General features: G+C 31.7%; 21 protein-coding genes. 6 read left to right on the top strand and 15 right to left on the bottom strand.

Features of this window, described 5'->3' with window-relative positions:
* The first annotated feature begins 5 nt into the window (after window positions 1–5).
* Window positions 6–614: a glycerol-3-phosphate 1-O-acyltransferase PlsY gene (gene plsY / locus LIX58_RS09980; protein ID WP_126566809.1), complete on the top strand. Its 609-nt coding sequence runs from the start codon at window positions 6–8 to the stop codon at window positions 612–614.
* A gap of 248 nt (window positions 615–862) precedes the next feature.
* Window positions 863–1162 (top strand): HesB/YadR/YfhF family protein, encoded by a 300-nt coding sequence (locus tag LIX58_RS09975; RefSeq protein ID WP_126566807.1) that lies wholly within the window; start codon window positions 863–865, stop codon window positions 1160–1162.
* Window positions 1163–1238: 76 nt separating this feature from the next.
* Here the strand turns inward: LIX58_RS09975 and menI are convergent, their stop codons facing one another.
* The 3 genes from menI to LIX58_RS09960 all read right to left on the bottom strand — a co-directional run bounded on the left by menI (window position 1239) and on the right by LIX58_RS09960 (window position 6444).
* Entirely contained in the window at window positions 1239–1709 is a 471-nt protein-coding gene (gene menI, locus LIX58_RS09970; protein WP_154836758.1) for a 1,4-dihydroxy-2-naphthoyl-CoA hydrolase MenI, read from the bottom strand.
* Window positions 1710–1804: 95 nt separating this feature from the next.
* The gene (gene acnA / locus LIX58_RS09965) at window positions 1805–4510 is read right to left on the bottom strand and encodes an aconitate hydratase AcnA (RefSeq protein ID WP_154836756.1); all 2706 of its coding nucleotides are present in this window, start codon (window positions 4508–4510) and stop codon (window positions 1805–1807) included.
* 287 nt (window positions 4511–4797) lie between these two features.
* Window positions 4798–6444, bottom strand: coding sequence for a BCCT family transporter (locus LIX58_RS09960; RefSeq protein ID WP_154836754.1), 1647 nt, complete (start codon window positions 6442–6444; stop codon window positions 4798–4800).
* A gap of 196 nt (window positions 6445–6640) precedes the next feature.
* On the opposite strand from LIX58_RS09960, the gene mscL reads away from it, so the two are divergent.
* Complete coding sequence (mscL, locus tag LIX58_RS09955; RefSeq protein WP_126566799.1) at window positions 6641–7000, top strand: large conductance mechanosensitive channel protein MscL; 360 nt, start codon at window positions 6641–6643, stop codon at window positions 6998–7000.
* 101 nt (window positions 7001–7101) lie between these two features.
* Here mscL and sbcC read toward each other — a convergent pair whose 3' ends face one another.
* From sbcC to sosA, 7 genes are all read right to left on the bottom strand, one after another.
* Window positions 7102–10137 (bottom strand): exonuclease subunit SbcC, encoded by a 3036-nt coding sequence (gene sbcC, locus LIX58_RS09950; RefSeq protein WP_226386307.1) that lies wholly within the window; start codon window positions 10135–10137, stop codon window positions 7102–7104.
* Window positions 10138–10140: 3 nt separating this feature from the next.
* A complete protein-coding gene (gene sbcD, locus LIX58_RS09945) occupies window positions 10141–11265 on the bottom strand; it encodes an exonuclease subunit SbcD (RefSeq protein ID WP_226386306.1) in 1125 nt (374 codons plus the stop codon).
* Between the two features lie 119 nt (window positions 11266–11384).
* Window positions 11385–11852 carry a CcdC family protein gene (locus tag LIX58_RS09940; RefSeq protein WP_126566791.1) on the bottom strand — a complete coding sequence of 156 codons (468 nt, stop codon included), beginning with the start codon at window positions 11850–11852 and terminating at the stop codon, window positions 11385–11387.
* 155 nt (window positions 11853–12007) lie between these two features.
* Complete coding sequence (locus LIX58_RS09935; RefSeq protein WP_037541068.1) at window positions 12008–12250, bottom strand: YneF family protein; 243 nt, start codon at window positions 12248–12250, stop codon at window positions 12008–12010.
* Between the two features lie 182 nt (window positions 12251–12432).
* Entirely contained in the window at window positions 12433–14421 is a 1989-nt protein-coding gene (gene tkt / locus LIX58_RS09930; RefSeq protein WP_226386305.1) for a transketolase, read from the bottom strand.
* A 99-nt stretch (window positions 14422–14520) separates the two neighbouring features.
* The gene (locus tag LIX58_RS09925) at window positions 14521–14763 is read right to left on the bottom strand and encodes a DUF896 domain-containing protein (RefSeq protein ID WP_154836746.1); all 243 of its coding nucleotides are present in this window, start codon (window positions 14761–14763) and stop codon (window positions 14521–14523) included.
* 292 nt (window positions 14764–15055) lie between these two features.
* On the bottom strand, window positions 15056–15289 hold the full coding sequence (gene sosA / locus LIX58_RS12605; RefSeq protein ID WP_154836744.1) for a DNA damage-induced cell division inhibitor SosA: 234 nt from the start codon (window positions 15287–15289) through the stop codon (window positions 15056–15058).
* Between the two features lie 142 nt (window positions 15290–15431).
* On the opposite strand from sosA, the gene lexA reads away from it, so the two are divergent.
* A complete protein-coding gene (gene lexA / locus LIX58_RS09920) occupies window positions 15432–16055 on the top strand; it encodes a transcriptional repressor LexA (RefSeq protein WP_126566781.1) in 624 nt (207 codons plus the stop codon).
* Window positions 16056–16281: 226 nt separating this feature from the next.
* Here the strand turns inward: lexA and LIX58_RS09915 are convergent, their stop codons facing one another.
* The 5 genes from LIX58_RS09915 to LIX58_RS09895 all read right to left on the bottom strand — a co-directional run bounded on the left by LIX58_RS09915 (window position 16282) and on the right by LIX58_RS09895 (window position 20707).
* Window positions 16282–17301 (bottom strand): CAP domain-containing protein, encoded by a 1020-nt coding sequence (locus LIX58_RS09915; RefSeq protein WP_186805178.1) that lies wholly within the window; start codon window positions 17299–17301, stop codon window positions 16282–16284.
* A 25-nt stretch (window positions 17302–17326) separates the two neighbouring features.
* A complete protein-coding gene (guaC, locus tag LIX58_RS09910; RefSeq protein WP_126566775.1) occupies window positions 17327–18310 on the bottom strand; it encodes a GMP reductase in 984 nt (327 codons plus the stop codon).
* 156 nt (window positions 18311–18466) lie between these two features.
* The gene (rpsN, locus tag LIX58_RS09905; protein ID WP_011275862.1) at window positions 18467–18736 is read right to left on the bottom strand and encodes a 30S ribosomal protein S14; all 270 of its coding nucleotides are present in this window, start codon (window positions 18734–18736) and stop codon (window positions 18467–18469) included.
* Between the two features lie 219 nt (window positions 18737–18955).
* On the bottom strand, window positions 18956–19105 hold the full coding sequence (rpmG, locus tag LIX58_RS09900) for a 50S ribosomal protein L33 (protein ID WP_103299054.1): 150 nt from the start codon (window positions 19103–19105) through the stop codon (window positions 18956–18958).
* Between the two features lie 87 nt (window positions 19106–19192).
* Window positions 19193–20707, bottom strand: a complete 1515-nt coding sequence (locus LIX58_RS09895; protein ID WP_154836740.1) for a catalase — start codon at window positions 20705–20707, stop codon at window positions 19193–19195.
* A gap of 216 nt (window positions 20708–20923) precedes the next feature.
* Between LIX58_RS09895 and LIX58_RS09890 the strand changes: the two genes are divergently transcribed.
* The gene (locus tag LIX58_RS09890) at window positions 20924–22375 is read left to right on the top strand and encodes an amino acid permease (protein ID WP_226386304.1); all 1452 of its coding nucleotides are present in this window, start codon (window positions 20924–20926) and stop codon (window positions 22373–22375) included.
* A gap of 167 nt (window positions 22376–22542) precedes the next feature.
* Complete coding sequence (locus LIX58_RS09885) at window positions 22543–22857, top strand: hypothetical protein (protein ID WP_154836737.1); 315 nt, start codon at window positions 22543–22545, stop codon at window positions 22855–22857.
* Window positions 22858–22894 lie beyond the last annotated feature (37 nt).

Below are 22894 nucleotides of genomic sequence, written 5' to 3'. Positions count from 1 at the left end.
GTTATATGATGATAGTGCTTATGTTAATTCTTAGCTATCTCATTGGTGCTATTCCTAATGGGTATGTTATAGGGAAGCTCTTTTTCAAAAAAGATATAAGACAATTTGGAAGCGGAAATACAGGCGCAACAAATAGTTTCCGTGTGCTTGGTAAACCAGCAGGCTTTATAGTTACTTTCCTAGATATATTCAAAGGATTTATAACTGTATTCTTCCCAATATGGTTTCCAGTGCATGCTGATGGACCACTTAGCACGTTCTTCACGCACGGTTTAATTGTTGGTCTGTTTGCTATTTTAGGTCACGTCTATCCTGTTTATCTTAAGTTTAAAGGCGGTAAAGCTGTAGCGACAAGTGCTGGTGTAGTTCTAGGGGTTAATCCTATATTATTACTTGTATTAGCTATTATCTTCTTTGGTGTACTTTACCTTTCAAAATATGTATCACTTTCAAGTATCATCGCAGCAATTAGTTGTGTGATTGGTTCTTTATTCATACATGACTATATTTTATTCTGGATGAGTTTATTTGTTTCTATTATCTTAATTGTAAGACACCGAAGTAATATTGTAAGAATCTTTAAAGGAGAAGAACCTAAAATTAAGTGGATGTAATCTCCTTATTCATTATAGAAGCGGACCAGCTAAAAATAGTATAACTTAGTCTAAAAATTGACTTTGATTTGAGAGCAAGCTAATGAAATCTTTAGAATTAAATTTGATTTCTAGTTTGCTCTCTTTTATTATTATGAACGGCTTAAGCTTATAAAGTTTTTTAAAAGTTACAATATGTTATAATTTTGACAGTTCTCATAAAAGTTATGTCAAATAAAAATAAATAGGTAATCAAGGAGGATTCTAGAATGAAAATCAAATTATCTGATCAAGCTGTAGAATGGTTTAAAGATGAATTAGATTTACCTGAAGACAATAAAGTTTTACAGTTTTATGTTAGATATGGTGGAGAATTCCAACTTAAACAAGGTTTTAGCCCAGCATTCAGAGTAGAACCACGAAACGATGTTGAAATTGGCTATGAAGAAAATTACAATGATTTAATTGTAGTAGTGGCAGAAGATGACTTATGGTATTTCGAAGATAATGAAGTACTTGTTGAAAAAGTAGACCACGATGATGAAATTGCCTATTCTAAAATTAACTAATGATTGAATAATATTAAATATAAGACCATGAGAGATAGTAGTTTGATATGCTCTCATGGTCTTTATTGATAAGTAATTAGAAATCTAAATCTTTGCTATTAGTAACTTCTAAGTCTTTACCTTCTTTATTTAGCTGTTCAACTTTACTATAAGTTTCATGCCAGTCTGGGAAATAACGATCTAAACGAATTGGTCTGAAGTTGCTTGCTTTCATACAAATCAGTTGAGTCGAGCCAGTCGTAGCTAATTCCCCTTTTTCATTATATACTTCGTAATTATATTGTGAACGTAATCTCGAATAATGTTCTACCCAAGTTTTAATTTTTACTTTTTCAGGATAAAAGATAGATTTTTTATATTGAATTTGTAAATCCATCACAGGCGATATAATACCTTCTTTTTCCATATCTGCATAACTAAAACCTAACTTGCGAATATAATCTGTACGGGCTACTTCAAACCATGTGGCGTAATTGCCATGATAGATTACACCCATTTTATCTGTTTCTTGATATCTAGCTTCAATTTCAGTCATACTGTAAATCATATTTATGTACCTCTTTTCAAATATCTTACAATTCAATAGTAACACAAATAAGCCATGCCAACATATACGTCGGCATGGCTTATTAACAATTAATCTTATTGTGCTAGTTTATTTCTTAATACCATTTGTAAGATACCACCGTGACGATAGTAGTCTAATTCTACTAATGAGTCGAAACGTACGATTGCTTCAAAATCAACAACATCGCCGTTTTCTTTTTTAGCGTGAACCGTCACAATATCATGTGGTTTAACATCTTCATTAATATCTACAGAAATTTCTTCTCTACCATCAAGACCTAATGAATCAGCTGATTCTCCATCTTTGAACTGTAATGGTAACACACCCATCATTACTAAGTTAGAACGGTGGATACGTTCATAACTTTGAGCGATAACTGTTTTAACACCTAGTAAGTTAGTACCTTTAGCAGCCCAGTCACGAGAAGAACCCATACCGTAATCATTACCAGCTAATACCGCTAAGCCAGTACCGTCTTCTTTATATTTCATAGCTGCATCATAAATTGGCATTACTTCGTCAGTTGGCCAATAAGTAGTAAAGCCACCTTCAGTACCTGGAGCTAATTGGTTTTTAATACGAATGTTCGCAAACGTACCTCTTACCATTACTTCATGGTTACCACGACGTGAACCATAAGAGTTAAAGTCACGAATTGAAACATCATGGCTTAATAAGTATTTACCTGCTGGCGTATCTTTACCGATAGCACCTGCTGGAGAAATATGGTCAGTAGTCACTGAGTCACCAAATTTACCCATTACTCGTAAACCTTTTAATGGTTCAATTGTACCAGGCTCTTTAGATAAGCCTTGGAAGAATGTTGGGTTTTGAATATATGTTGAATTTGGATCGAAGTCATATAGTGGTGCATCTGTAACATCGATTTCATTCCACATTTCGTTATTATTATAAACGTTTTTATATTCTTCTAAGAATAACTCTGGAGTTACAACACTATCTACTGTATCAGCCACTTCTTGAATTGTAGGCCAAATATCATTTAAGTATACGTCTTCTCCGTCTTTACCTTTACCGATTGGGTCATTTTGTAAATCGATATCCACTGTACCAGCTAAAGCGTAAGCAACTACTAATTGAGGAGATGCTAAATAATTAGCTTTCACTAATGGATGAATACGACCTTCAAAGTTACGGTTACCTGATAAAACAGATGTAACTAATAAATCTTCATCTGCAATTGCTTTTTCAATTTCAGGTAATAAAGGACCTGAGTTACCGATACAAGTTGTACAACCATAACCTACTAAGTTGAAACCTAAATCATCTAGATATTCTTGTAAACCTGAATCACGTAAGTAACCAGTTACTACTTTTGAACCTGGCGCTAATGATGTTTTCACAAATTCAGGTACTTTAAGACCTTTTTCAACAGCTTTCTTAGCTACTAAGCCTGCACCTAACATAACATATGGGTTAGATGTATTTGTACATGATGTGATTGCAGCGATTGCAATATCACCTGTCTTCATTGTAGCTGTTGAGCCATCTTTAAATTGAATTTCAGCTTTCTTATCAAATTCGCTCTCATCTAAACCATGGCCTTGGTTACCTGCTGGAGCAGTAACAGATTTCTCAAATTCTGCTTTCATGTCACTTAAGAAAATTAAATCTTGAGGACGTTTCGGACCTGATAATGAAGCTTCTACTGTTGATAAATCTAAATCAATGACATCAGTGTAAGCTGGATCTTCTTTATCCGCAGTAAAGAACATATTATTTTGTTCTAAGTATGCTTTAACTAATTCGACGTGTTCTTCTGAACGACCAGTTAATTTCATGTATTTAAGTGATTCTTCATCTACTGGGAAGAAACCACAAGTTGCACCATATTCTGGAGCCATATTAGCAATTGTAGCACGGTCAGCTAATGGTAAATCCGCAACACCTGGACCAAAGAATTCTACAAATTTGCCTACTACACCTTTTTTACGTAATTCTTGAGTTACACGTAAAGCTAAGTCAGTAGCTGTTGAACCTTGTGGTAATGAATTTGTTAAACGTACACCGATTACTTCAGGAATTGGGAAATATGATGGTTGTCCAAGCATACCCGCTTCAGCTTCGATACCACCAACGCCCCAACCTAGAACGCCGATACCATTAATCATTGTCGTATGTGAGTCTGTACCTACTAATGTATCAGGGAATGCCGTTTGTTCACCCTCAACGTCACGTACGTGTACTACATTTGCTAAATATTCTAAGTTAACTTGGTGTACAATACCAGTTGCTGGAGGTACTGCATTATAGTTATCAAATGCTTTAGTTGCCCAGTTTAAGAATTGATAACGTTCATAGTTTCTTTCAAACTCTAATTTCATATTTCGTTCAAGTGCATCAGGATTAGCATAGCTATCTACTTGTACTGAGTGGTCGATAACTAAATCTACTGGCACTTCAGGATTGATCTTATTAATATCCCCGCCAACATCATTCATCGCTTTACGTAAAGATGCTAAATCAACTACAGCTGGCACCCCAGTAAAGTCTTGTAGGATAACACGAGATGGTTTGAATGGAACTTCCCCTTCATTACCTTCGTTGCCAAAATTACCTAAAGCTTTAATGTGTTCATCAGTAATAACGAAATCATCTTCTTGTCTTAAAACTGATTCTAGTAAAACACGAATTGAATAAGGTAATTTACTGATTTTGGTTAAACCCTGTTCTTCTAAGCTTTTTAAATCATAATAAGTATATGATTTACCATTTACTTCAAACGTTTTTTTAGCTTGTTCTTTTATGTTAGAAGTCATATGTTTATCCCCCTTGAATATTAACATTTCATAATTATATGCCTTTAATTAAATTGTATAATTATATGATTTTTAAAACAACTCTGTACCTCTAGTTTTCACACTATTTAGCTTTCGCATTTTTAATCAGAGTATATAAGTAATACTTATCATATACACTTAGTGCAATAAGTAAATATTATTAATTGAGAATGATTTTCATTGCCATATGGTAAATACTTTTATTTTCACATATAAAAAACCCCGAAAGTATGATACTTTCGAGGCTTTTTACATAGAATAATTTATTATTTTCTTTCAACTTCAGAAGCTTTATGCACTTCACGTTTTTCTAAAATATCAGTATCATCATTTTTATGTTGATATTTAATATAATCTTTCATTCTTTCATCATTAGGTTGTAACGTTAAACCTAAGAATTTTCGTTCTTGGTTAGCATCTTTGAAGAAACTAATCATCATCATTATTACAACAAATGAGAATGGGAAGGCACTGATGATTGCGGCACTTTGAATTGCGTTAAGTGCTTCAGCACCATCTCCTCCACCAGCTAATAATAATACAAACGCGATAAGTGATTGGGCAACACCCCAAGTTACTTTAACTATACCTGATGGTTCAAGTGAACCATAAGTTGTTTGCATACCTAATACGAAAGTAGCTGAATCGGCAGAAGTAATAAAGAATGATGCGATTAATACTAATGCAACTAATGATAACGCCATACCTAATGGTACATGGTTAAATACACCGAATAATTGAGTTTCAGGTGTCATCTTGAATAGCTCAGGATGTTTCTTACCTGTTTCAATACCTAGGACACCAAATACACTGAACCATAAGAAACTTACGATTGCAGGTACTAATAAGACGCCTGAAATAAATTCACGGATTGAACGTCCTTTAGAAACTCGTGCAATGAATACACCTACGAATGGACTCCAGCTTAGCCACCAACCCCAATAGTAAAGTGTCCATGATGACATCCACTCACGTTTTTGAGGGTTTAACGCAGCTGTATCAAAGCTGTTAAATAAGAATGTGTTAAGTAAACTACCTGTTGAGCTAGTAAACATATTTAAGATTAAAACAGTTGGTCCAATAATTAAAGCAATAATCATTAATACAGTACCTAAACCGATGTTAAGGTTACTTAAATATTGGATACCTTTACTTAATCCTGACCATGCACTAGCAATGAATAAGATAGTTACAACAACAATGATGATTGATTGTACAAATACATTATTTGGAATACCAAATAGATAATTTAAACCACCATTGATTTGTAAGGCACCCATACCTAATGAAACTGCTACACCTACTACAGTAGCGAATACTGATAAAACATCAATAATTGTTCCAATAGGGCCTTCAACTTTGTCCCCTAAGATTGGTCGTAACGTTCTAGAAATTAAACCTGGTTCATTCTTTCTAAATTGAGAATAAGCTAATGCAAGTGCTACTACACCATAAACAGCCCATGCGTGGAATCCCCAGTGGAAGAATGTAGAACGTAATGATTCAGTATAAGCTTCAGTCGTTTTAGGATCAGCATTTGGTGGAGCTGCGAAATCTGCCATTGGCTCTGCTGCACCATAAAAGACTAAACCAATACCCATACCAGCACTAAATAACATAGCAAACCAAGAAACTGTATTAAATTCAGGTTTATCCTCCGGTTTACCAAGTTTAAGTTTACCAATTGGACTAAAAATTAAGAATATACAAAAGAACACGATAATAGTAGTTAGAATCATGTAGTACCAACCGAGTTTTTCAGTAATCCAACTACTGATATTACTAGTAATAGAATCAAATTGCTCCGGTAAAATAGCACCAATAAGTACTACTATAGCTACCACAATAGCACTATAGATGAAAACCGGCGAAAACTTCTTTCCTTTTTTGTTTCCTTCAGAAGAAGAATTCATAATAAATATACTCCTTTCATTCCCATATTAAATTTTCAAAGTGCGTAGAAATAATATAACTATATTTCAATAACTCTAATTAATAGAATAACAAAGGCTTTTTTCTTAAGCAAATTTCGTTAAAAATATGTTTTACTAAATATTTTATATGATGTATAATATATTTTATTCTGTATGAATGAAAGGAGTTTATTTTATGTTAAAAGAGTTTAAGGAGTTTGCCTTAAAAGGAAATGTATTAGATTTAGCTATTGCAGTTGTTATGGGGGCTGCTTTTAACAAAATCGTTACATCACTAGTTAACTACATCATCATGCCTTTAATCGGTAAAATCTTTGGTTCAGTTGACTTTGCTAAAGATTGGGAATTTTGGGGAATTAAATATGGTTTGTTCATTCAATCAATAATTGACTTTATTATTGTTGCAGCGGCTTTATTTATCTTCGTAAAAATTGCTAATACACTTATGAGAAAAGAAGAAACTGAAGAAGAGGAAGAAATTGAAGCTAATACAGTATTATTAACTGAAATACGTGACTTATTAAGACAAAAATAATTGTTACATAACATATAAAAAGACATCTTAATATCTATACATTTTACTACGTATAGATGCTATGATGTCTTTTTATATTATTTATGTTTAATGTTGTTGTATTAATGCCATTTAAATTGAGTACTACTTTGATATTGATTTGTTTTTACTTCAAGTATAAGCGGAATGCGTTGTTTTAGTTCGCTAACATGCGAAATAATCCCAACCATTCTTCCTGAAGTTTGTAATTTCATTAGAGTATCTAGTGCTGTTTCGAGTGTTTCTTGGTCTAAAGTGCCGAAGCCCTCGTCAATAAACATGGAGTCTAAAGTAATGCCACCGGATTCTTGTTGAACCACTTCACTTAGCCCTAATGCCAGTGCTAGAGAAGCTTGGAACGTTTCACCGCCTGATAAAGAACTAATATGTCTTGAATGGTTAGAATGAAGATCAAAAACATCAATTTCCAATCCACTATAACCTTGTGAAACGGATTGTCTACGTTGGAGTTGGTATCTTTGACCGCTCATTTTCTTCAATCGAATATTAGCTTGTTGAATAATACGTTCTAAATAATAAATTAACACATAATTTTCAAGCGTTAATTTTTGATTGTTTTTGCCCGACAATACTTCCGCTAATTCGAATATTTGTTGTTGTTCTTTTAATTCTTCCTCTAAGTAATTAATGTGCACTTTCATATTTTCAAATTTTTTATCATTTTGTTGTATTTTATATTGTATAGTTGTTGAGATTTCGAAAGTTTCATTGTACTGTTCTTCTACGTTTAGTTTTTCTTCTTCTAAAGATTGAATATCCTCTAGTTCTTTATCTTTTGTTAAATGAGTCAATCGCTCTATTTCAATTGAATGCCTATGTTGTTCTTGATTATAGTCCTCAATTTCTTTTTCAATATCATTTTTAGTATTCAATTTTTGTAATAAATGTTCAATTTCTTCATAATTTGATACACCTATTCTCGCCATTTCATTATCTATTTGAGTTTTTAGTTGAGATAATTCTTTTTTTAATTCTTGATGGCTATTTTCATGATTTTCTAAATTATTCTTTTCGATAGCTAATTCTTGATTATATTGCTGAATTTTTTTATTTAAATTTTCTTTTTGTTTTTGAAAATCATTAACCGATTCTTCATTCTCAGCATAATGCGTTTCAAACGATTTAATATCATTAAATGCTGTTGTTTTTTCAAAATCATTAATTAAAATTTCATATTGTTTTTTCTGAGATTTTAATTTTTCGTAATCAACTAATAATTGGTGTTTAGTTTCTCTGATCTTATTTAATCGATTATTGTATTCTTTTAACTCATTTTTTTGTTCTTGAATTTGTTGCTTTTCTAATTTTGTATCTTGTAAAGATTGTTCTAATTTTTTAATATCTTGTATGTCATTTTCATTAACTTCTAATTCTTTCATTTGCTGAGAGATAAATGCGTGAGAAGTTTCAATATTACTTAATTTAATATTTCTGTCATGAATATCGTTTGTTAATTTTCTTATTAATTGTTGATTTTGATTGATCTTTTCAAAATCAATATGTGCATTTAAGGATTCAATTTCATTTCCACAAATCGGGCAAGTGTCGCCAATATGTAAAGCAGATTGAATTTCTTGCACGAACGTTTGTTTATCATTTAAATCGATATTTGTTTTATCAATATCTTCTAATTGTGCATTAAAACTTTCGATTTCTTGCTTTAAAACTTCTTGTTGGTTGGATTTATCATCATATTCAATTTTTAATTTAGCCAATTTATCTCTATTAGCGTGTAATTGTTTTTGTTTATCAATATCTCTTTCTAGCCCATAAATACGTTGTGTTAATTGATCAATTGCATCCTCATCAACTTCAATGGTTTTAACTTTTTCGTTAAGTTCATTTTCATTATAATTAATTTCTTCTTGATTTTTACTATTCTCAACTAACTGATGGTCGGTAGTTTTTATATCAGTATAAGCATTTTTGTATTTTGTAAGGTTCACATAAAATTGCCTAGTATTATTGATATATTCAGATTTTTGTTCAATATCATTCTCGTTTTGTACTAAAGACTCGAATTTACTTGAATATGATTCTAATGATTGTTTTAGATGAGTAATATTAGACTTGGAGGTCGCTATTTTATTTTTAACTTCTTCAATTTTTAGAACTTTATTTTTTTCTTGGTCATATAAATTAGAAAGTGTTTTTATTTCATTTAATCTATCTAATTCCTTATTTAATCGGTTAATGTAACTAGCTTTTTCATCTAACTGCTTTTTTAATTCTTTTCGTTTTTCTAAATCTATCAAGTTTTGTTTAAGTTGTTTATTATCTTCAATACGTTGATTTAAGTTCGTTAGCGCAAAATAGTTTTTATTCTTTAATTCTTCATAATCATTAAGTAATTGTTGACCAACTTCTTTAAAATTTGGAATGACTTTTAAAATTTCTTGTGTTTGAAGACTGTCGATTGACTTAAGTTGGCTTAACACTTCATTTTCAAAGTCATCTATATCTTCCCATAACAATTGAATTTGATTTTGACGGGATTCAATTTGTTTCTTTTCTTCTTTTACTTCATTTAGTAGCAAATTCTGAATTTCTTCGAATCTTATGCTATTAAACAAAGTTCTTAAAATACCTTGTTTATCAGAGCTATTAGAAACTAAAAATTTCTTAAATTCGCCTTGAGGTAATATAAATAGTTGTCTGAATTGATCTGCATTCACCCCTAAAATACTTTTAATAAATGCATTTCCTGAACTAATCTTACTCTCACGCAATTCATATTGATTTGTTTCTTTTTCTAATTCATAAACATCTAATTTTCCTGGAGTTTGAGAGGTATTACCTTGTTTTGTAAAAGCACCTTGTCTTACAATTTTGAATGCTTTATCTTTAAGCTCAAATTCATAAATTACAGACATAGGCGATTTTCCATCTGCAAAATGACTTCTCAGCTCACTTTCATTTCGTCCCTCAGTAGAAGCTTTTCCAAATAAAGCGAAGACAATTGCATCAAACAACATTGTTTTACCAGATCCAGTTTTACCACTTATCAAAAATAATTTTTCATTTTTAATTTCTTGAAAATCAATAGTTTCATTTAAAAAAGGGCCAAAATTAGTTAACTTTAATTTTATGGGCTTCACCGTTTAAACCTCCTTATTCATTACTTGATTAAGTAAGTCATGAATTTTATTATTTTGATAATCAGTTAGCTCTTGATCTGTAATCGATTTATAAAATTGCTTAATAATTGTCGCATCATCTTCTTGTTTTAATTCAGCTTGATGAAATTGACTGCTACTTTCAAAAGTTATATTACTTAACGATAAAGTATTAGGATACAATTGTTTGAGTTGTAACATAGGGTCACTAATATGTGACATGTTTTTCAATTTAAAATGAAAATAATTCTCTTTATTTTTTATTTTGATATTACCTTGAATAACATCATTATAATCACCTTCAATAACTTCCAATTCTCGCAAAGGTTTTATTTGGACAAAGTGATTCGTTATGTCCTCTTTAGAGTTAATTACAAGTCGTTTATAACCTTTTGGTTGGTTACTTTCTGAAAATGAATATTGTAATAATGAACCACTATAACTAATCACCTTATCCTCAATACTAAACGGATGATGTAAATGGCCTAATAGTACTTTGTCAAAAATATTAAAAGATGTTTTATCCACACTTTCAACTGTACCAATTGTAAGTGGTCTTTCAGAATCAGACGTTTTGCCTCCATTAATTGTAAGATGTGCAATTAAGCAATTCACTTCGTCTTTATCCATAGTTTCAGACATATAAGCAATACATCTTTGAGTAGCTTGCTCATATGTCTCAATTGAATCATCTTCAAAAAATGCTTTGATTTCACTTACTGTAGCAAATGGTAATGTATAAAAATTAACATCATTAATTGTAATAGGACAGTTCATATCCTCTAATCTAGTACGTATGTATAATTTTGAATGTTGAAACCAAGTAGAACCGTAATTCAAGCGTTCTTTTCCATCATGATTACCATTAGTAATAATGGTAGGAATACCCATCTGAATATTTATCGTACTGAGCGTCTTTTCAAATAATTTAATTGTTTCTTTACTTGGGTATGTTGTATCGTAAATATCACCAGAAATAATAAAAACATCTGGTTTTTCTTCACTAATTTTATTTATCAATTGATTTAATATGTATTCTTGATCTTCTAAAAATTGCTTGCCATTTAAAATCTTTCCTAAGTGCCAATCTCCTGTGTGTATGATTTTCATAGAAACCCCCCCTTAAGAACATTTGTTCGTATAAATTATACACATTCTTTTTTTCTTATTCAAATAAAATAGGAAGCGAACCAGAAATCAAATTCAGTTCTGTCCCGCTCCCATTGAATCTATGAAACTACAGTTTTTTTCAATTTTTTAAATTTATATAACATAGCTATTCTCCAAGGTACAATCATGCTAAATGCTAATAAGAAGAACATTCCACCGATTTCGCCAGGATCAATTGAGCTACTTATAAATATTTTAATCACCGTACGTATAATTAATAATGAAATCAAAATGATTGGAAAAGCTTTAGATCTTTTCATATAAATTTCAGTTCCTTGAACTTCAAAATGGCTTGTCCAAATTAAAACTGATGAAAAAAGAACGCCCAAAATAATAGATTCAATTATTTCTGCACCAGTTAATCTAAAATACGGTATAACGTACATTAGTGCACCTGTAGCCATGAAGAACGGTGGTAAAATAATTTTTTTCTCATTAACTGGGAATTTTTGAGCTTTCATACGTATGAAGATAACGACAATCCCCATAAACAATGCAAATACTACTGAAAAAATTAAATATGCCAAAATTACACCTTCTTATATTCATAAACTAATACTTTAAAATTATTTTCAATAGCTAAAATTTTAATTGAATTTCTGAATCAATAATAATCCTAAAATTGTTTTACATCAAAAATAAAGGATTGTAAACCTTTAAACGGTACAATCCTTCTTAAAAATTATTTTTTTGAACTTTTCATGTTTTGATCCATGTTTTTGTTCATCATAGTCATCATTTGATTGATTTTCTTTTGTGATGGTTTTTGTCCCATTTGCATCATCATCATACGTAACATTTCTTCATTAATAGGTGGGTTTTTTTTCAAATAATCCATCATATATTTTCTTGCTAAGAAGAAACCACCAACAAGTCCGATGATAAGCGCTACAATGATTAATAATATCGCTAACCAAGTTGCCATTGTTTCACCCACTTTCTATACCTACTGAATTTTACTAAATAACTATCTTATTTTCAATAGCTAGTTTAAGAATAAAAACACATTTATTATGATAACAAATTACCATATCATTTTGATACCTAAAATTTAATAAAAAAGAAGACTTTCCCGTTGAAAGTCTTCTCTCTAGCATTAGTAATCAATTAGAATGTTCTAATTTGATTTAAAATATTTTCTTTAGTAAATCCATATTTTTCAACTACTAAATCACCCGGGGCACTTGCGCCAAATCCATCGATACCGATAACTTTACCTTCAGTACCAACGTATTTATGCCAACCAAGTGGTGAAGCCATTTCAATAGCAACACGTTTAGTAATGTCTTTAGGAATTACTGATTCTTTATATTCATCGCTTTGTTGTTCAAATGCTAACCAGTTCGGCATAGAAACTACTCTTACACCTTTACCTTGTTTATCTAGGTCTTTAGCCGCTTCAATAGCTAAGCTAACTTCTGAACCAGTAGCTAATAATAAGTATTCTGGTTTAGTTTCAGTTTCATAAACAGTATAGGCACCTTTACGAACGCCTTCTTCAACTGTAGCTTCATCAACATCTAAATAAGGAAGATTTTGACGAGTTAATACTAATGACGTTGGTGTTTGTTCAGATTCTAAAGCAACTTCCCAAGCTACTCTTGTTTCATTACCATCAGCTGGACGAATCACATTCATATTTGGAATAGCTCTTAAACCAGCTAATTGTTCAATTGGTTCATGAGTAGGACCATCTTCACCTACTGCAATTGAGTCATGAGTAAAGATGAATGTTGAGTTAAGTCCCATAATTGATGATAAACGAAGTGCAGGTTTTAAGTAATCACTAAATACGAAGAATGTTGCACCATATGGGTGGAGACCACCATGAGCTGCCATACCATTAACTGCTGCGCCCATTGCAAATTCTCTTACACCAAACCAAACGTTTTTACCTTCAGGTGTGTTACGGTCATAATCTATAGCTTCTTTAACATTAGATTTGTTAGAACCAGCTAAGTCAGCAGAACCACCAAAGAATGAAGGTACTGATTTACTTAGAGCTTGGATAATTTCACCTGAATCAGCACGAGTAGCAGCGTTATGCTCACTATCAAATTTAGGTAACTCATCTTTATAATTTTTAGGTAATTTACCGCTAATCGCTAATTTAAATTCTTCTGCCAATTCTGGATATTTATTAGAGTATTCTTCTAATTTTTCTTTCCAAGCATCTTCATTTTCATTAGCACGTTTTAACATAGTTGTTTGGAAGATTTCATATACTTCTTCTGGCACGTAGAAGCGTTTCTCAGGATCTAAACCATAAGCTTCAAATGTTAATTTTCTTTCGTCATCGCCTAGTGGTGCACCGTGAACGCCGTTCGTACCACTTACGTTTGGAGCTCCGAAACCAATAATTGTTTTAACTTCAATGATTGTAGGACCTTTTTGAGATTTAGCTTTAGTAATAGCATTATCAATTTCTTCTAGGTCATTACCTTCTTTAACTAAGATGTGATTCCATCCATAGCTTTCGAAGCGTTGTTTAGTATCTTCTGAAAATGATTTATTTAATTCCCCATCAAGAGAAATATCATTTGAATCATATAACACGATTAATTTATCTAATTGATTGTGTCCAGCAAAAGAAGCGGCCTCATGAGAGATACCTTCCATTAAGTCGCCGTCAGAAGCTAATACATAAGTGTAGTGATCAACGATATCGATATCTTCTTTATTGAATTTACCTGCTAAATGATCCTCTGCTAAAGCCATACCTACTGACATTGCAAAACCTTGGCCTAATGGACCAGTTGTTACTTCTACACCATCAGTATGTCTGAATTCAGGATGACCAGGTGTTTTTGATCCCCATTGTCTGAACTGCTTAAGTTCTTCTAATTCTAAACTACCAGATACATGAAGAAGACTATAAAGTAAAGCCGAACCGTGACCCGCTGAAAGAATGAAACGGTCTCTATTGAAATAGTCTTTTGATTGAGGATTAAAGTTTAAATGGCGTGTCCATAAAGTGTAAGCCATTGGAGCCGCTCCCATAGGTAGACCTGGGTGCCCAGAATTTGCTTGTTCGATTGCATCAATACTTAGAGCACGAATAGTATCAATGGCTAATTGATCTTTCTCGTTAAACATCTATAATACTTCCCTTCTACTAAATAATCTTTGTTATATTATAACTTAAATATATTGTTTTTGATAAGGAATTAATCTCAAGGGGTTAAACCTTGAATTTTAACCTTTATTATTTTTATTTTCTTCTTGAATTTTTTTCAATTTATCAGGTGTAACGTCGTTTCCTTCTGGGTCTATTACTTTAGTATTTTCAATCTGTTGTTTAAACCCTTTTCTAAATGATTCTAAATAAGCTTTACGTAACTTAGACTGTTCCTTAGCTTCAGCTTCAGTTAATCCTTGTTCTTTTTTCTTTTTAGCTAATTCATTAATTCTATCTATATTTAAATTGTCTTTAGTCAAGGCAATCACTCTCTTTTCGAATAAAATATTTTTATTAATTACTTCATAAAATATACCAAAAATATGTGGGTTAAAAAAGTTTTTGAAAAGCTATTTCTGCCATAACTAACGATTCAAATTATAAATATATGTTTATATTAAATAAACTCGTGTATTGAGTGCTATTACCCCATCAACATACTTTCTAACATTTATTACTTTCCTAAAAATAAAAGCATAAATTCCTTAACTAATTATATAAGGAATTTATGCTTTTAAAATTTTATATATAATTACTCTACACATTAAAAGTTTATTGGACTAACGCGAACACTTTGTAATCTGTTTGTTCTGTATTTGTGTCTTTTATGTTCTTATCGTCACTATTTAACATAGCTTTTTTAGAGATAGTATGATCTGTAATTTCGTACGTTTGTTCCATTTGCGAGCTATGATATAAACTAATGAAAAAAACTAGAAAAACAACGCAAGAGATTACTACAATGGCTATATTGCTAATCAAATTACTAGTATATTTATTAATCATTTATTACACTCCCAGAACATTTGTTTGTATTAACACTTTAACAGAACAGATGTTCCTAGTCAATACAAAAACGAACAAATGTTTGTTTTAATGAAAAATTAATGCTATAATAACGTTAAATAAACATAGGGAGTGCCTATATATGAGAGAATTAACAAAAAGACAAAGTGAAATATATGATTACATTAAACATGTAGTTCAAGTTAAAGGTTATCCACCAAGTGTTCGTGAAATTGGTGAAGCGGTTGGTTTAGCTTCAAGTTCAACTGTTCACGGTCACTTATCAAGATTAGAAGAAAAAGGATATATAAAAAGAGATCCAACAAAACCAAGAGCAATTGAAATCGTGAGTGAACAATCAAATGACTCTATTAATATGGAAGAAACAATATATGTGCCAGTAATTGGTAAAGTCACAGCTGGTATTCCTATTACCGCTGTTGAAAATATTGAAGAATATTTTCCATTACCAGAGCATTTAACTTCTACTCACAATAGCGATATTTTTATTTTAAATGTTGTTGGTGAAAGTATGATTGAGGCTGGCATCTTAGATGGAGATAAAGTCATCGTTAGAAGCCAAACAATTGCAGAAAATGGAGATATCATTGTAGCAATGACTGAAGATGATGAAGCTACTGTAAAACGTTTCTTCAAAGAAAAAAATCGTTATAGATTACAACCAGAAAATAGCACTATGAATCCTATTTATTTAGATAACGTTACTGTTATCGGTAAAGTAATAGGTCTTTATAGAGAATTATAAGTAGCACTTGTTTTCTTAAGTTAACTATCTCTCTTATATATTTAAATATAATAAAGAACTAGAGCTAGTCTTTTTTGACTAGCTCTAGTTCTTTTTTTCAACTGTGTCTTTTTTGTTTAAAATATCTTTCACTTTATCAAGAATGTCTTTTTTATTTTTTGTATTAGTAGTCATATTATCAACTTCCTTATCAATAAAAAGATACCCCAAACATTCAATATTTAAACTACTCACCAGTATAATTTTCAGTCCAATATGGCTGACGATTTTTATTAAAATCTACGCCGACACCTAACGTAGTAAAATCGTTATTTAAAATATTTTTACGATGCCCTAAAGAATTCATTAAACCTTCATGAGCAAAAATACTACTCTTCTGTCCATAAGCGAGATTTTCGCCAGCAGTATCAAATGTGATGCCATCTTTACGCAAACGATCAAATGGCGAATTTCCTTGTAAATCTGTATGATCAAAGTAATTATTTTTAACCATATCTTCACTATGTTTTCTAGCTGTTTGAGCTAGATTATCTGAATAAGTTAAAGTGTTTAAACCGTGTTGTTTACGTTCAGCATTTACTAAATCATAATTTTGATATTCAAAGCTTTTTTCTAAAGCAGAGGATGGCGCGCCGTATTGTTGAGACAATCGATTCTCCATCGCTTCACTAACTTGTAATAGTGCAGTAACACCATTATTGTTATGCTTATCATAAAATACTGTAGAATATACATGATCTTTATGGAAGACATCATATTCATCATCTTTAACTTCGAAACGATATCTTCCTTTAACTACTTCATTTATAGGTTGACCTAAACGTTTTTCAACAACCTCTTTAGGTGTATTATATTTTATTTTCGATTTAGACGTAATAATATTTTGATTACTATATAGTGCGTTGACCTTATTATTTAAATAGCTTACCATAACAAAGTTATTATAGTCGCCATCATAATAAGTAAACCATTTTAATCCATATTCATTCGTGGTCACTCGCTTAGGTTGACCTAAGTGTTTTTCAACTTCGCTTTTAGATGTATTCAATTGTATATTATTAATTGCAAATTCCTGATCTTTCGGAACTTTTAACGTATTATTTTTAACACTAGTATCCCCATTCATCCATTTACTGACTTTAGCTTGAACGTCATTTTGTAAATGAATGAGGGATGGACTTTCGTTGAGTGGCACTATTAAGATAAAGGACAACAATAACAATGAAAATAAAAGAAATTTTTTAATAAGTCACACCTGCCACTTTTTATAATTAACCTCTGTCGCTGTCCCCATTGAAAATTGAATTTCTTACAATGACATAATCTACTGTTGTTAATGATTTTAAATCTTTACCACCAGCATATGAAATTGAACTTTGAAGGTCTTGTTGCATTTCAACTAATGTGTCTTTTAGTGAACCTTTATGCTCTACAAACATTTTTTTACCTTCAACATTTTTGTGTTCACCTTTTTGAAATTCAGAAGCACTACCAAAGTATTCTTTATAACGTTTACCTTCTAATTCAACAGTTTCACCTGGAGATTCTTCGTGTGCTGCAAACAATGATCCAATCATTACCATGCTTGCTCCGAATCTAATAGATTTAGCGATATCACCATGTGTTCTAATTCCGCCGTCAGCAATAATTGGTTTACGAGCAGCTTTGCTACAAATATTTAATGCAGCTAATTGCCAACCGCCTGTACCAAATCCTGTTTTAATTTTAGTAATACAAACTCGTCCTGGACCAATACCTACTTTCGTAGCATCTGCGCCAGCATTTTCTAATTCTCTTACGCCTTCAGGAGTTCCTACATTACCTGCAATAACAAATGATTCAGGTAAGTGTTGTTTAATATGTTTAATCATATTAATAACTGAATCTGAGTGACCGTGTGCAATATCAATAGTAATATATTCTGGTACTAAACCTTTTTCAGCTAACTCTTCAACGAATTGGAATTCATTCTTTTTAACACCTACAGAAATTGACGCAAATAAACCTTTGTTTTGCATTTTTTCGATAAATGGAATACGACCTGCTTCGTCAAAACGGTGCATGATATAGAAATAATCGTTTTCTGCAAACCATTGTGCAAGTTCTTCATTCATAACTGTTTGCATATTTGCTGGTACTACTGGTAATTTAAAAGTTTTTGGTCCGAATTGAACCGTTGTGTCACATTCTGATCTACTTTCAACAATACATTTATTTGGAATTAATTGGATATCTTCATAGTCAAAAATTTTCATTTTAATTTCATAGCCCCTATATAAATTTATTTAACATTGAAAATACGAACAATTTACAAAGCATTTACATAAATCATTCATGATTTTCACCCTTATATACTTTACAACCTTTTATTTATATTGTAAATGGACTAAAGTAGTACTTTTTATAAAAGTTTACCAACTTGATTTTTTCACACCAGGAATTTGACCTTTATGTGCATGTTCTCTAAACGCAATACGAGACATTTCAAATTTTCTCAAAACACCTCTAGGTCTTCCTGTTACTTTACATCTTCTAGTTAAACGCGTTGGTGAAGAATCTCTTGGTAATTTTCTTAAAGCTTCGTAATCACCTTTCGCTTTTAATTCTTTTCTTAATTCGTAATATTGATTAACTAATTTTTCTCTTTTCATTTCTTTTGCGATTTTTGATTTTTTAGCCATAAATGATATCTCCTTTTTACAAATCGTAATAATTACGTTTTATATATTAACACATCTTTTTTCATTTGCAAGTAGTTAAAATTTTAAATTTCAAATTATAAATCACTTTATTAGAATTTTGATGAATAAAAAAAGACTGCTGACAAAATCTTTCTAACTTTGTCAGCAGTCTTAGCTCTTTAATATTATCTTAAAATGTCGTATTTAAAAGATAAGTGATTATTTAGTTTCACGATGTAGCGTGTGTTTGTTTAATCTTGGGCAATATTTCATCATTTCAATACGCTCAGGATTATTACGTTTATTTTTAGTCGTAATATAGTTACGATCGCCACATTCTGTGCAAGCTAATGTTACATTAACGCGCATAATTAACATCCTTTCTTTTACAACTAGGAATTCTTACGATTTAAAATTTTACCACAAGGTTCAATTATGCGCAATTAATATTTTAATTTATTTGAAGTTTTCGTATGTTTCATCTTCTGTAGTTTTTAAATCGATATCGTTAATATCAATTTCTAATGCTTTTGCTACGCCTTTACCGTATTCAGGGTCAGCTTTATAGCAATGACGAATATGTCTACGTTTCACATCTTCAGAAACACCATCCATAGCATTTGCAGTATTTTTGAAGATTCTTTCTTTAGCATCATCTGTTTGTAAACGGAATAATTTACCTGGTTGTTCAAAGTAATTGTCATCATCTTGGCGTTGATTGTATTCATAACCATCACCATCTACAGGGAATGGTGGTTTTTTGTATTCTGGTTGTGAATCATAAACACCTTGATTATTTGGATAATAATGAGGTCCGCCACCTTGGTTTCCGTCAAGGAATCGCATTTGACCATCACGACTAAATGGGCATAAGTTTTCTACGCCTACTCCTTTAGGTTGGTTTACTGGAATTTGCCAGTGATTAACGCCTAATCTATAACGTTGCGCATCACCATATGAGAATAAACGACCTTGTAACATTTTGTCTGGTGAGAAATCTAGACCTGGAACAATATTTGTAGGTGCAAACGCAGCTTGTTCAACTTCCATGAAATAGTTTTCAGGGTTACGATTTAATTCAAATTCCCCTACTTCAATTAAAGGATATTCATCTTTGTACCAAACTTTAGTTAAATCAAATGGATTGTCTGGGTGATTTCTAGCTTGTTCTTCAGTCATTACTTGAATGTACATTTTCCATTTAGGATAATCTCCACGTTCAATCGCATCATATAAATCACGTTGAGAAGAATCTCTGTCGCCACCAACAATTTCAGCAGCTTCTTCGTCTGTATAATTTTCAATACCTTGTTGAGTTCTGAAATGATATTTAACCCATACACGTTCACCTTTATCGTTGTACATTGAATATGTGTGTGAGCCAAAGCCATGCATATTTCGGAAACCTTTAGGCATACCACGGTCAGACATTAAAATTGTTACTTGATGTAATGATTCTGGGACACCTGTCCAGAAATCCCAGTTATTTTGAGGACTTCTCATATTAGTACGTGGGTCACGTTTCACGGCACGGTTTAAACTAATGAATAATTTTGGATCTCTGAAGAAGAATACAGGCGTGTTGTTACCAACTAAATCCCAGTTTCCATCTTCTGTATAAAATTTTAAAGCGAAACCACGAATATCTCTTTCTAAGTCGGCTGCTCCACGCTCACCTGAAACTGTTGAGAAACGTGCAAACATTTCTGTTTGTTTACCAACTTCTGAGAATATTTTCGCACTTGTATATTGAGTAATATCATTCGTTACTGTAAATGTACCGAATGCGCCTGAACCTTTTGCATGCATACGACGTTCAGGAATGACCTCACGATCAAAGTGTGACATTTGTTCTAAATAATATATATCTTGCATTAATAACGGACCACGATGGCCTGCTGTCATACTATTCTCTCTATCTGAAACGGGATGTCCGAATAAACCAGTCAATTTTTTATCTTCTTTAGACATAGTAAATCTCCTCTCATTACCTTACTTTGTAATAATTATAATCTAATAGCTACTATTATTAAACCCATTTCCCTTGTAGATAAACGTATTTTCACTTTTTCTTGAAAAATCAGAAAATTTAAAATTTTTAGAACGAATTGTTTAAAAGTTATTGAATACTTGAGATAAAAGCATTAAAATGATGTGTATATTTAATTTTTGTATAGGAGACAACATATGGAAGATAACAATATGAAACGTGGTCTTAGTTCAAGACACATATCCATGATTGCAATTGGCGGAGCAATCGGTACAGGTCTCTTTGTAGCTACTGGTAGCGTTGTAGCTCAAGCAGGTCCTGGAGGCGCTATTTTAGCTTATTTATTAATAGGCGTTATGCTTTATTTTTTAATGTCATCAATTGGAGAACTTGCTACTTTTTATCCTGTATCAGGTTCATTCAGTTCATATGCTACCCGCTTCGTTGATCCTTCTCTAGGTTTTACGATGGGATGGCTATATTATATAATGTGGTCTTTAGTTTCAAGTGTAGACGTAATGGTCGCATCAAATGTTTTGTTTTATTGGGATATATTTAAATTCTTTAGTCCGCTTACTTGGAGTTTAATCTTCATTACGATAATATTCCTATTAAACATATTCACAGTTAAAGCATTTGGGGAAACTGAGTTTTGGCTTTCACTAATTAAAGTGATTACAATTATAGTATTTATAATTGTTGGTTTCTTAATGATTCTTGGTATCCTAGGTGGCCATACTTATGGCTTTGAAAATTATACTAAAGGGCAAGCACCGTTTGTTGGCGGCTTTTCAGGTTTTTTAGGCGTATTACTTGTAGCGGGTTTCTCAGTGGGCGGTACAGAAGTTGTCGCTGTGACAGCTGGTGAATCAGATAATCCTAAAAAAACAATGCCTAAAGCCGTTAAACAAGTCTTTTGGAGAATTTTATTATTTTACGTATTGTCTATCGCTGTCATTGCAGCCATTATTCCTTATTCAGATCCACTGTTACTAAATGAGCATGAATCTGTATCTCAAAGTCCATTTACCATTGTATTTGATAGAATTGGAATTGCTTTCGCGGCTTCTGTTATTAATGCAGTTATTTTAACTTCATTATTATCAGCGACGAACTCGGGCATGTATACTACTAGTAGAATGTTATTCTCTTTAAGTGATGAAAAACAAGCGCCGAAATTCTTAAGTAAATTAAATGAAAAAACGAAACTTCCTTTACGTGCTTTAGTTACAACATATATTTTAATTGTAGCAATCATTATTATCGCTAACTTTTATTCTAATGCAGTATTTAGTTTATTAAATATTATTGGCTCATTGGTAATTATTGTTTGGGCAGCTAGCTCATGGGCTCAAGTGCGTTTACGTAAAGCGATAAAACGCCAAGGCAAAGATATCAATACTTTATTACCTTATAAATCACCTTTATATCCTCTAGGTCCAATCCTAGTATTTGCAACACTTATTTTCTTATATTTTGGTAATTCAATAGGCGATTTATTTAGTGGTCATATCGGTAAGTTCATCATTAATATTTTACCTTTAATTGTTTTAGCACTCATTTTCTTGGTGCATAAAGTAATTAGAAAAACAAAATATGTTAAGTTAGATGAAATGGATATTACGCCTCATCACTATCATGATAATTAGAATTTTTATATTTTAAGCGAACAGTAAAGAGAACTTTGGATATGAACATATATATCCTCTTTCTCTCTTAACTGTTCGCTTTTTCATTGAAACGTATTCTGTGTATTTCCACGGTTTAATTTATTCTGTATAATAAGTCTTAAGATATCGATTTAGAGGTGAGAAGAATGGTTGGTCAAACAAATTTATTTGACGATGTCATTAAAAGTGAAGAGCGTTTTGTAATCGTAGTCCAATCTCTTGAAGAGAAAAATGGTCAGCTACTTAAACGTACTTTACGAGAGTATCCAAGTCTCGAACACGATCAGATGGAGAATTTATTTATCCATTTAAAAGACGTGTTTAGTAATGAACCATTTAACGATAATCAATCAGCATATACTATTACTGTTTATACTAATTTAGATTATGCAGCGGACCAAGTTTACGCTTATGTCAAACGCTATCGTGGCAAACATGATTGGACACATACTGCTAAGTAATATTAAAAAGCATGAATACTTATTAACGTTTTTACTA

The sequence above is a fragment of the Staphylococcus sp. Marseille-Q1834 genome, assembly GCF_916858875.1.
GTDB lineage: Bacteria > Bacillota > Bacilli > Staphylococcales > Staphylococcaceae > Staphylococcus > Staphylococcus pragensis.
Note: the sequence above shows the minus strand (reverse complement) of the source record. Positions and strands in the feature narration are given on the sequence as shown.

What these genes read in the sequence shown, in the direction of transcription:
- rpsN (WP_011275862.1), bottom strand. Translation starts at nt 18,736, where the DNA reads ATGGCTAAAAAATCAAAAATCGCAAAAGAAATGAAAAGAGAAAAATTA.
- LIX58_RS09935 (WP_037541068.1), bottom strand. Translation starts at nt 12,250, where the DNA reads ATGGCAACTTGGTTAGCGATATTATTAATCATTGTAGCGCTTATCATC.
- LIX58_RS09960 (WP_154836754.1), bottom strand. Translation starts at nt 6,444, where the DNA reads ATGAATTCTTCTTCTGAAGGAAACAAAAAAGGAAAGAAGTTTTCGCCG.
- LIX58_RS09895 (WP_154836740.1), bottom strand. Translation starts at nt 20,707, where the DNA reads ATGTCTAAAGAAGATAAAAAATTGACTGGTTTATTCGGACATCCCGTT.
- mscL (WP_126566799.1), top strand. Translation starts at nt 6,641, where the DNA reads ATGTTAAAAGAGTTTAAGGAGTTTGCCTTAAAAGGAAATGTATTAGAT.
- acnA (WP_154836756.1), bottom strand. Translation starts at nt 4,510, where the DNA reads ATGACTTCTAACATAAAAGAACAAGCTAAAAAAACGTTTGAAGTAAAT.
- menI (WP_154836758.1), bottom strand. Translation starts at nt 1,709, where the DNA reads ATGATTTACAGTATGACTGAAATTGAAGCTAGATATCAAGAAACAGAT.
- sosA (WP_154836744.1), bottom strand. Translation starts at nt 15,289, where the DNA reads ATGATTAATAAATATACTAGTAATTTGATTAGCAATATAGCCATTGTA.
- LIX58_RS09885 (WP_154836737.1), top strand. Translation starts at nt 22,543, where the DNA reads ATGGTTGGTCAAACAAATTTATTTGACGATGTCATTAAAAGTGAAGAG.
- sbcD (WP_226386306.1), bottom strand. Translation starts at nt 11,265, where the DNA reads ATGAAAATCATACACACAGGAGATTGGCACTTAGGAAAGATTTTAAAT.
- guaC (WP_126566775.1), bottom strand. Translation starts at nt 18,310, where the DNA reads ATGAAAATTTTTGACTATGAAGATATCCAATTAATTCCAAATAAATGT.
- tkt (WP_226386305.1), bottom strand. Translation starts at nt 14,421, where the DNA reads ATGTTTAACGAGAAAGATCAATTAGCCATTGATACTATTCGTGCTCTA.
- rpmG (WP_103299054.1), bottom strand. Translation starts at nt 19,105, where the DNA reads ATGCGCGTTAATGTAACATTAGCTTGCACAGAATGTGGCGATCGTAAC.
- LIX58_RS09975 (WP_126566807.1), top strand. Translation starts at nt 863, where the DNA reads ATGAAAATCAAATTATCTGATCAAGCTGTAGAATGGTTTAAAGATGAA.
- plsY (WP_126566809.1), top strand. Translation starts at nt 6, where the DNA reads ATGATGATAGTGCTTATGTTAATTCTTAGCTATCTCATTGGTGCTATT.
- LIX58_RS09890 (WP_226386304.1), top strand. Translation starts at nt 20,924, where the DNA reads ATGGAAGATAACAATATGAAACGTGGTCTTAGTTCAAGACACATATCC.
- lexA (WP_126566781.1), top strand. Translation starts at nt 15,432, where the DNA reads ATGAGAGAATTAACAAAAAGACAAAGTGAAATATATGATTACATTAAA.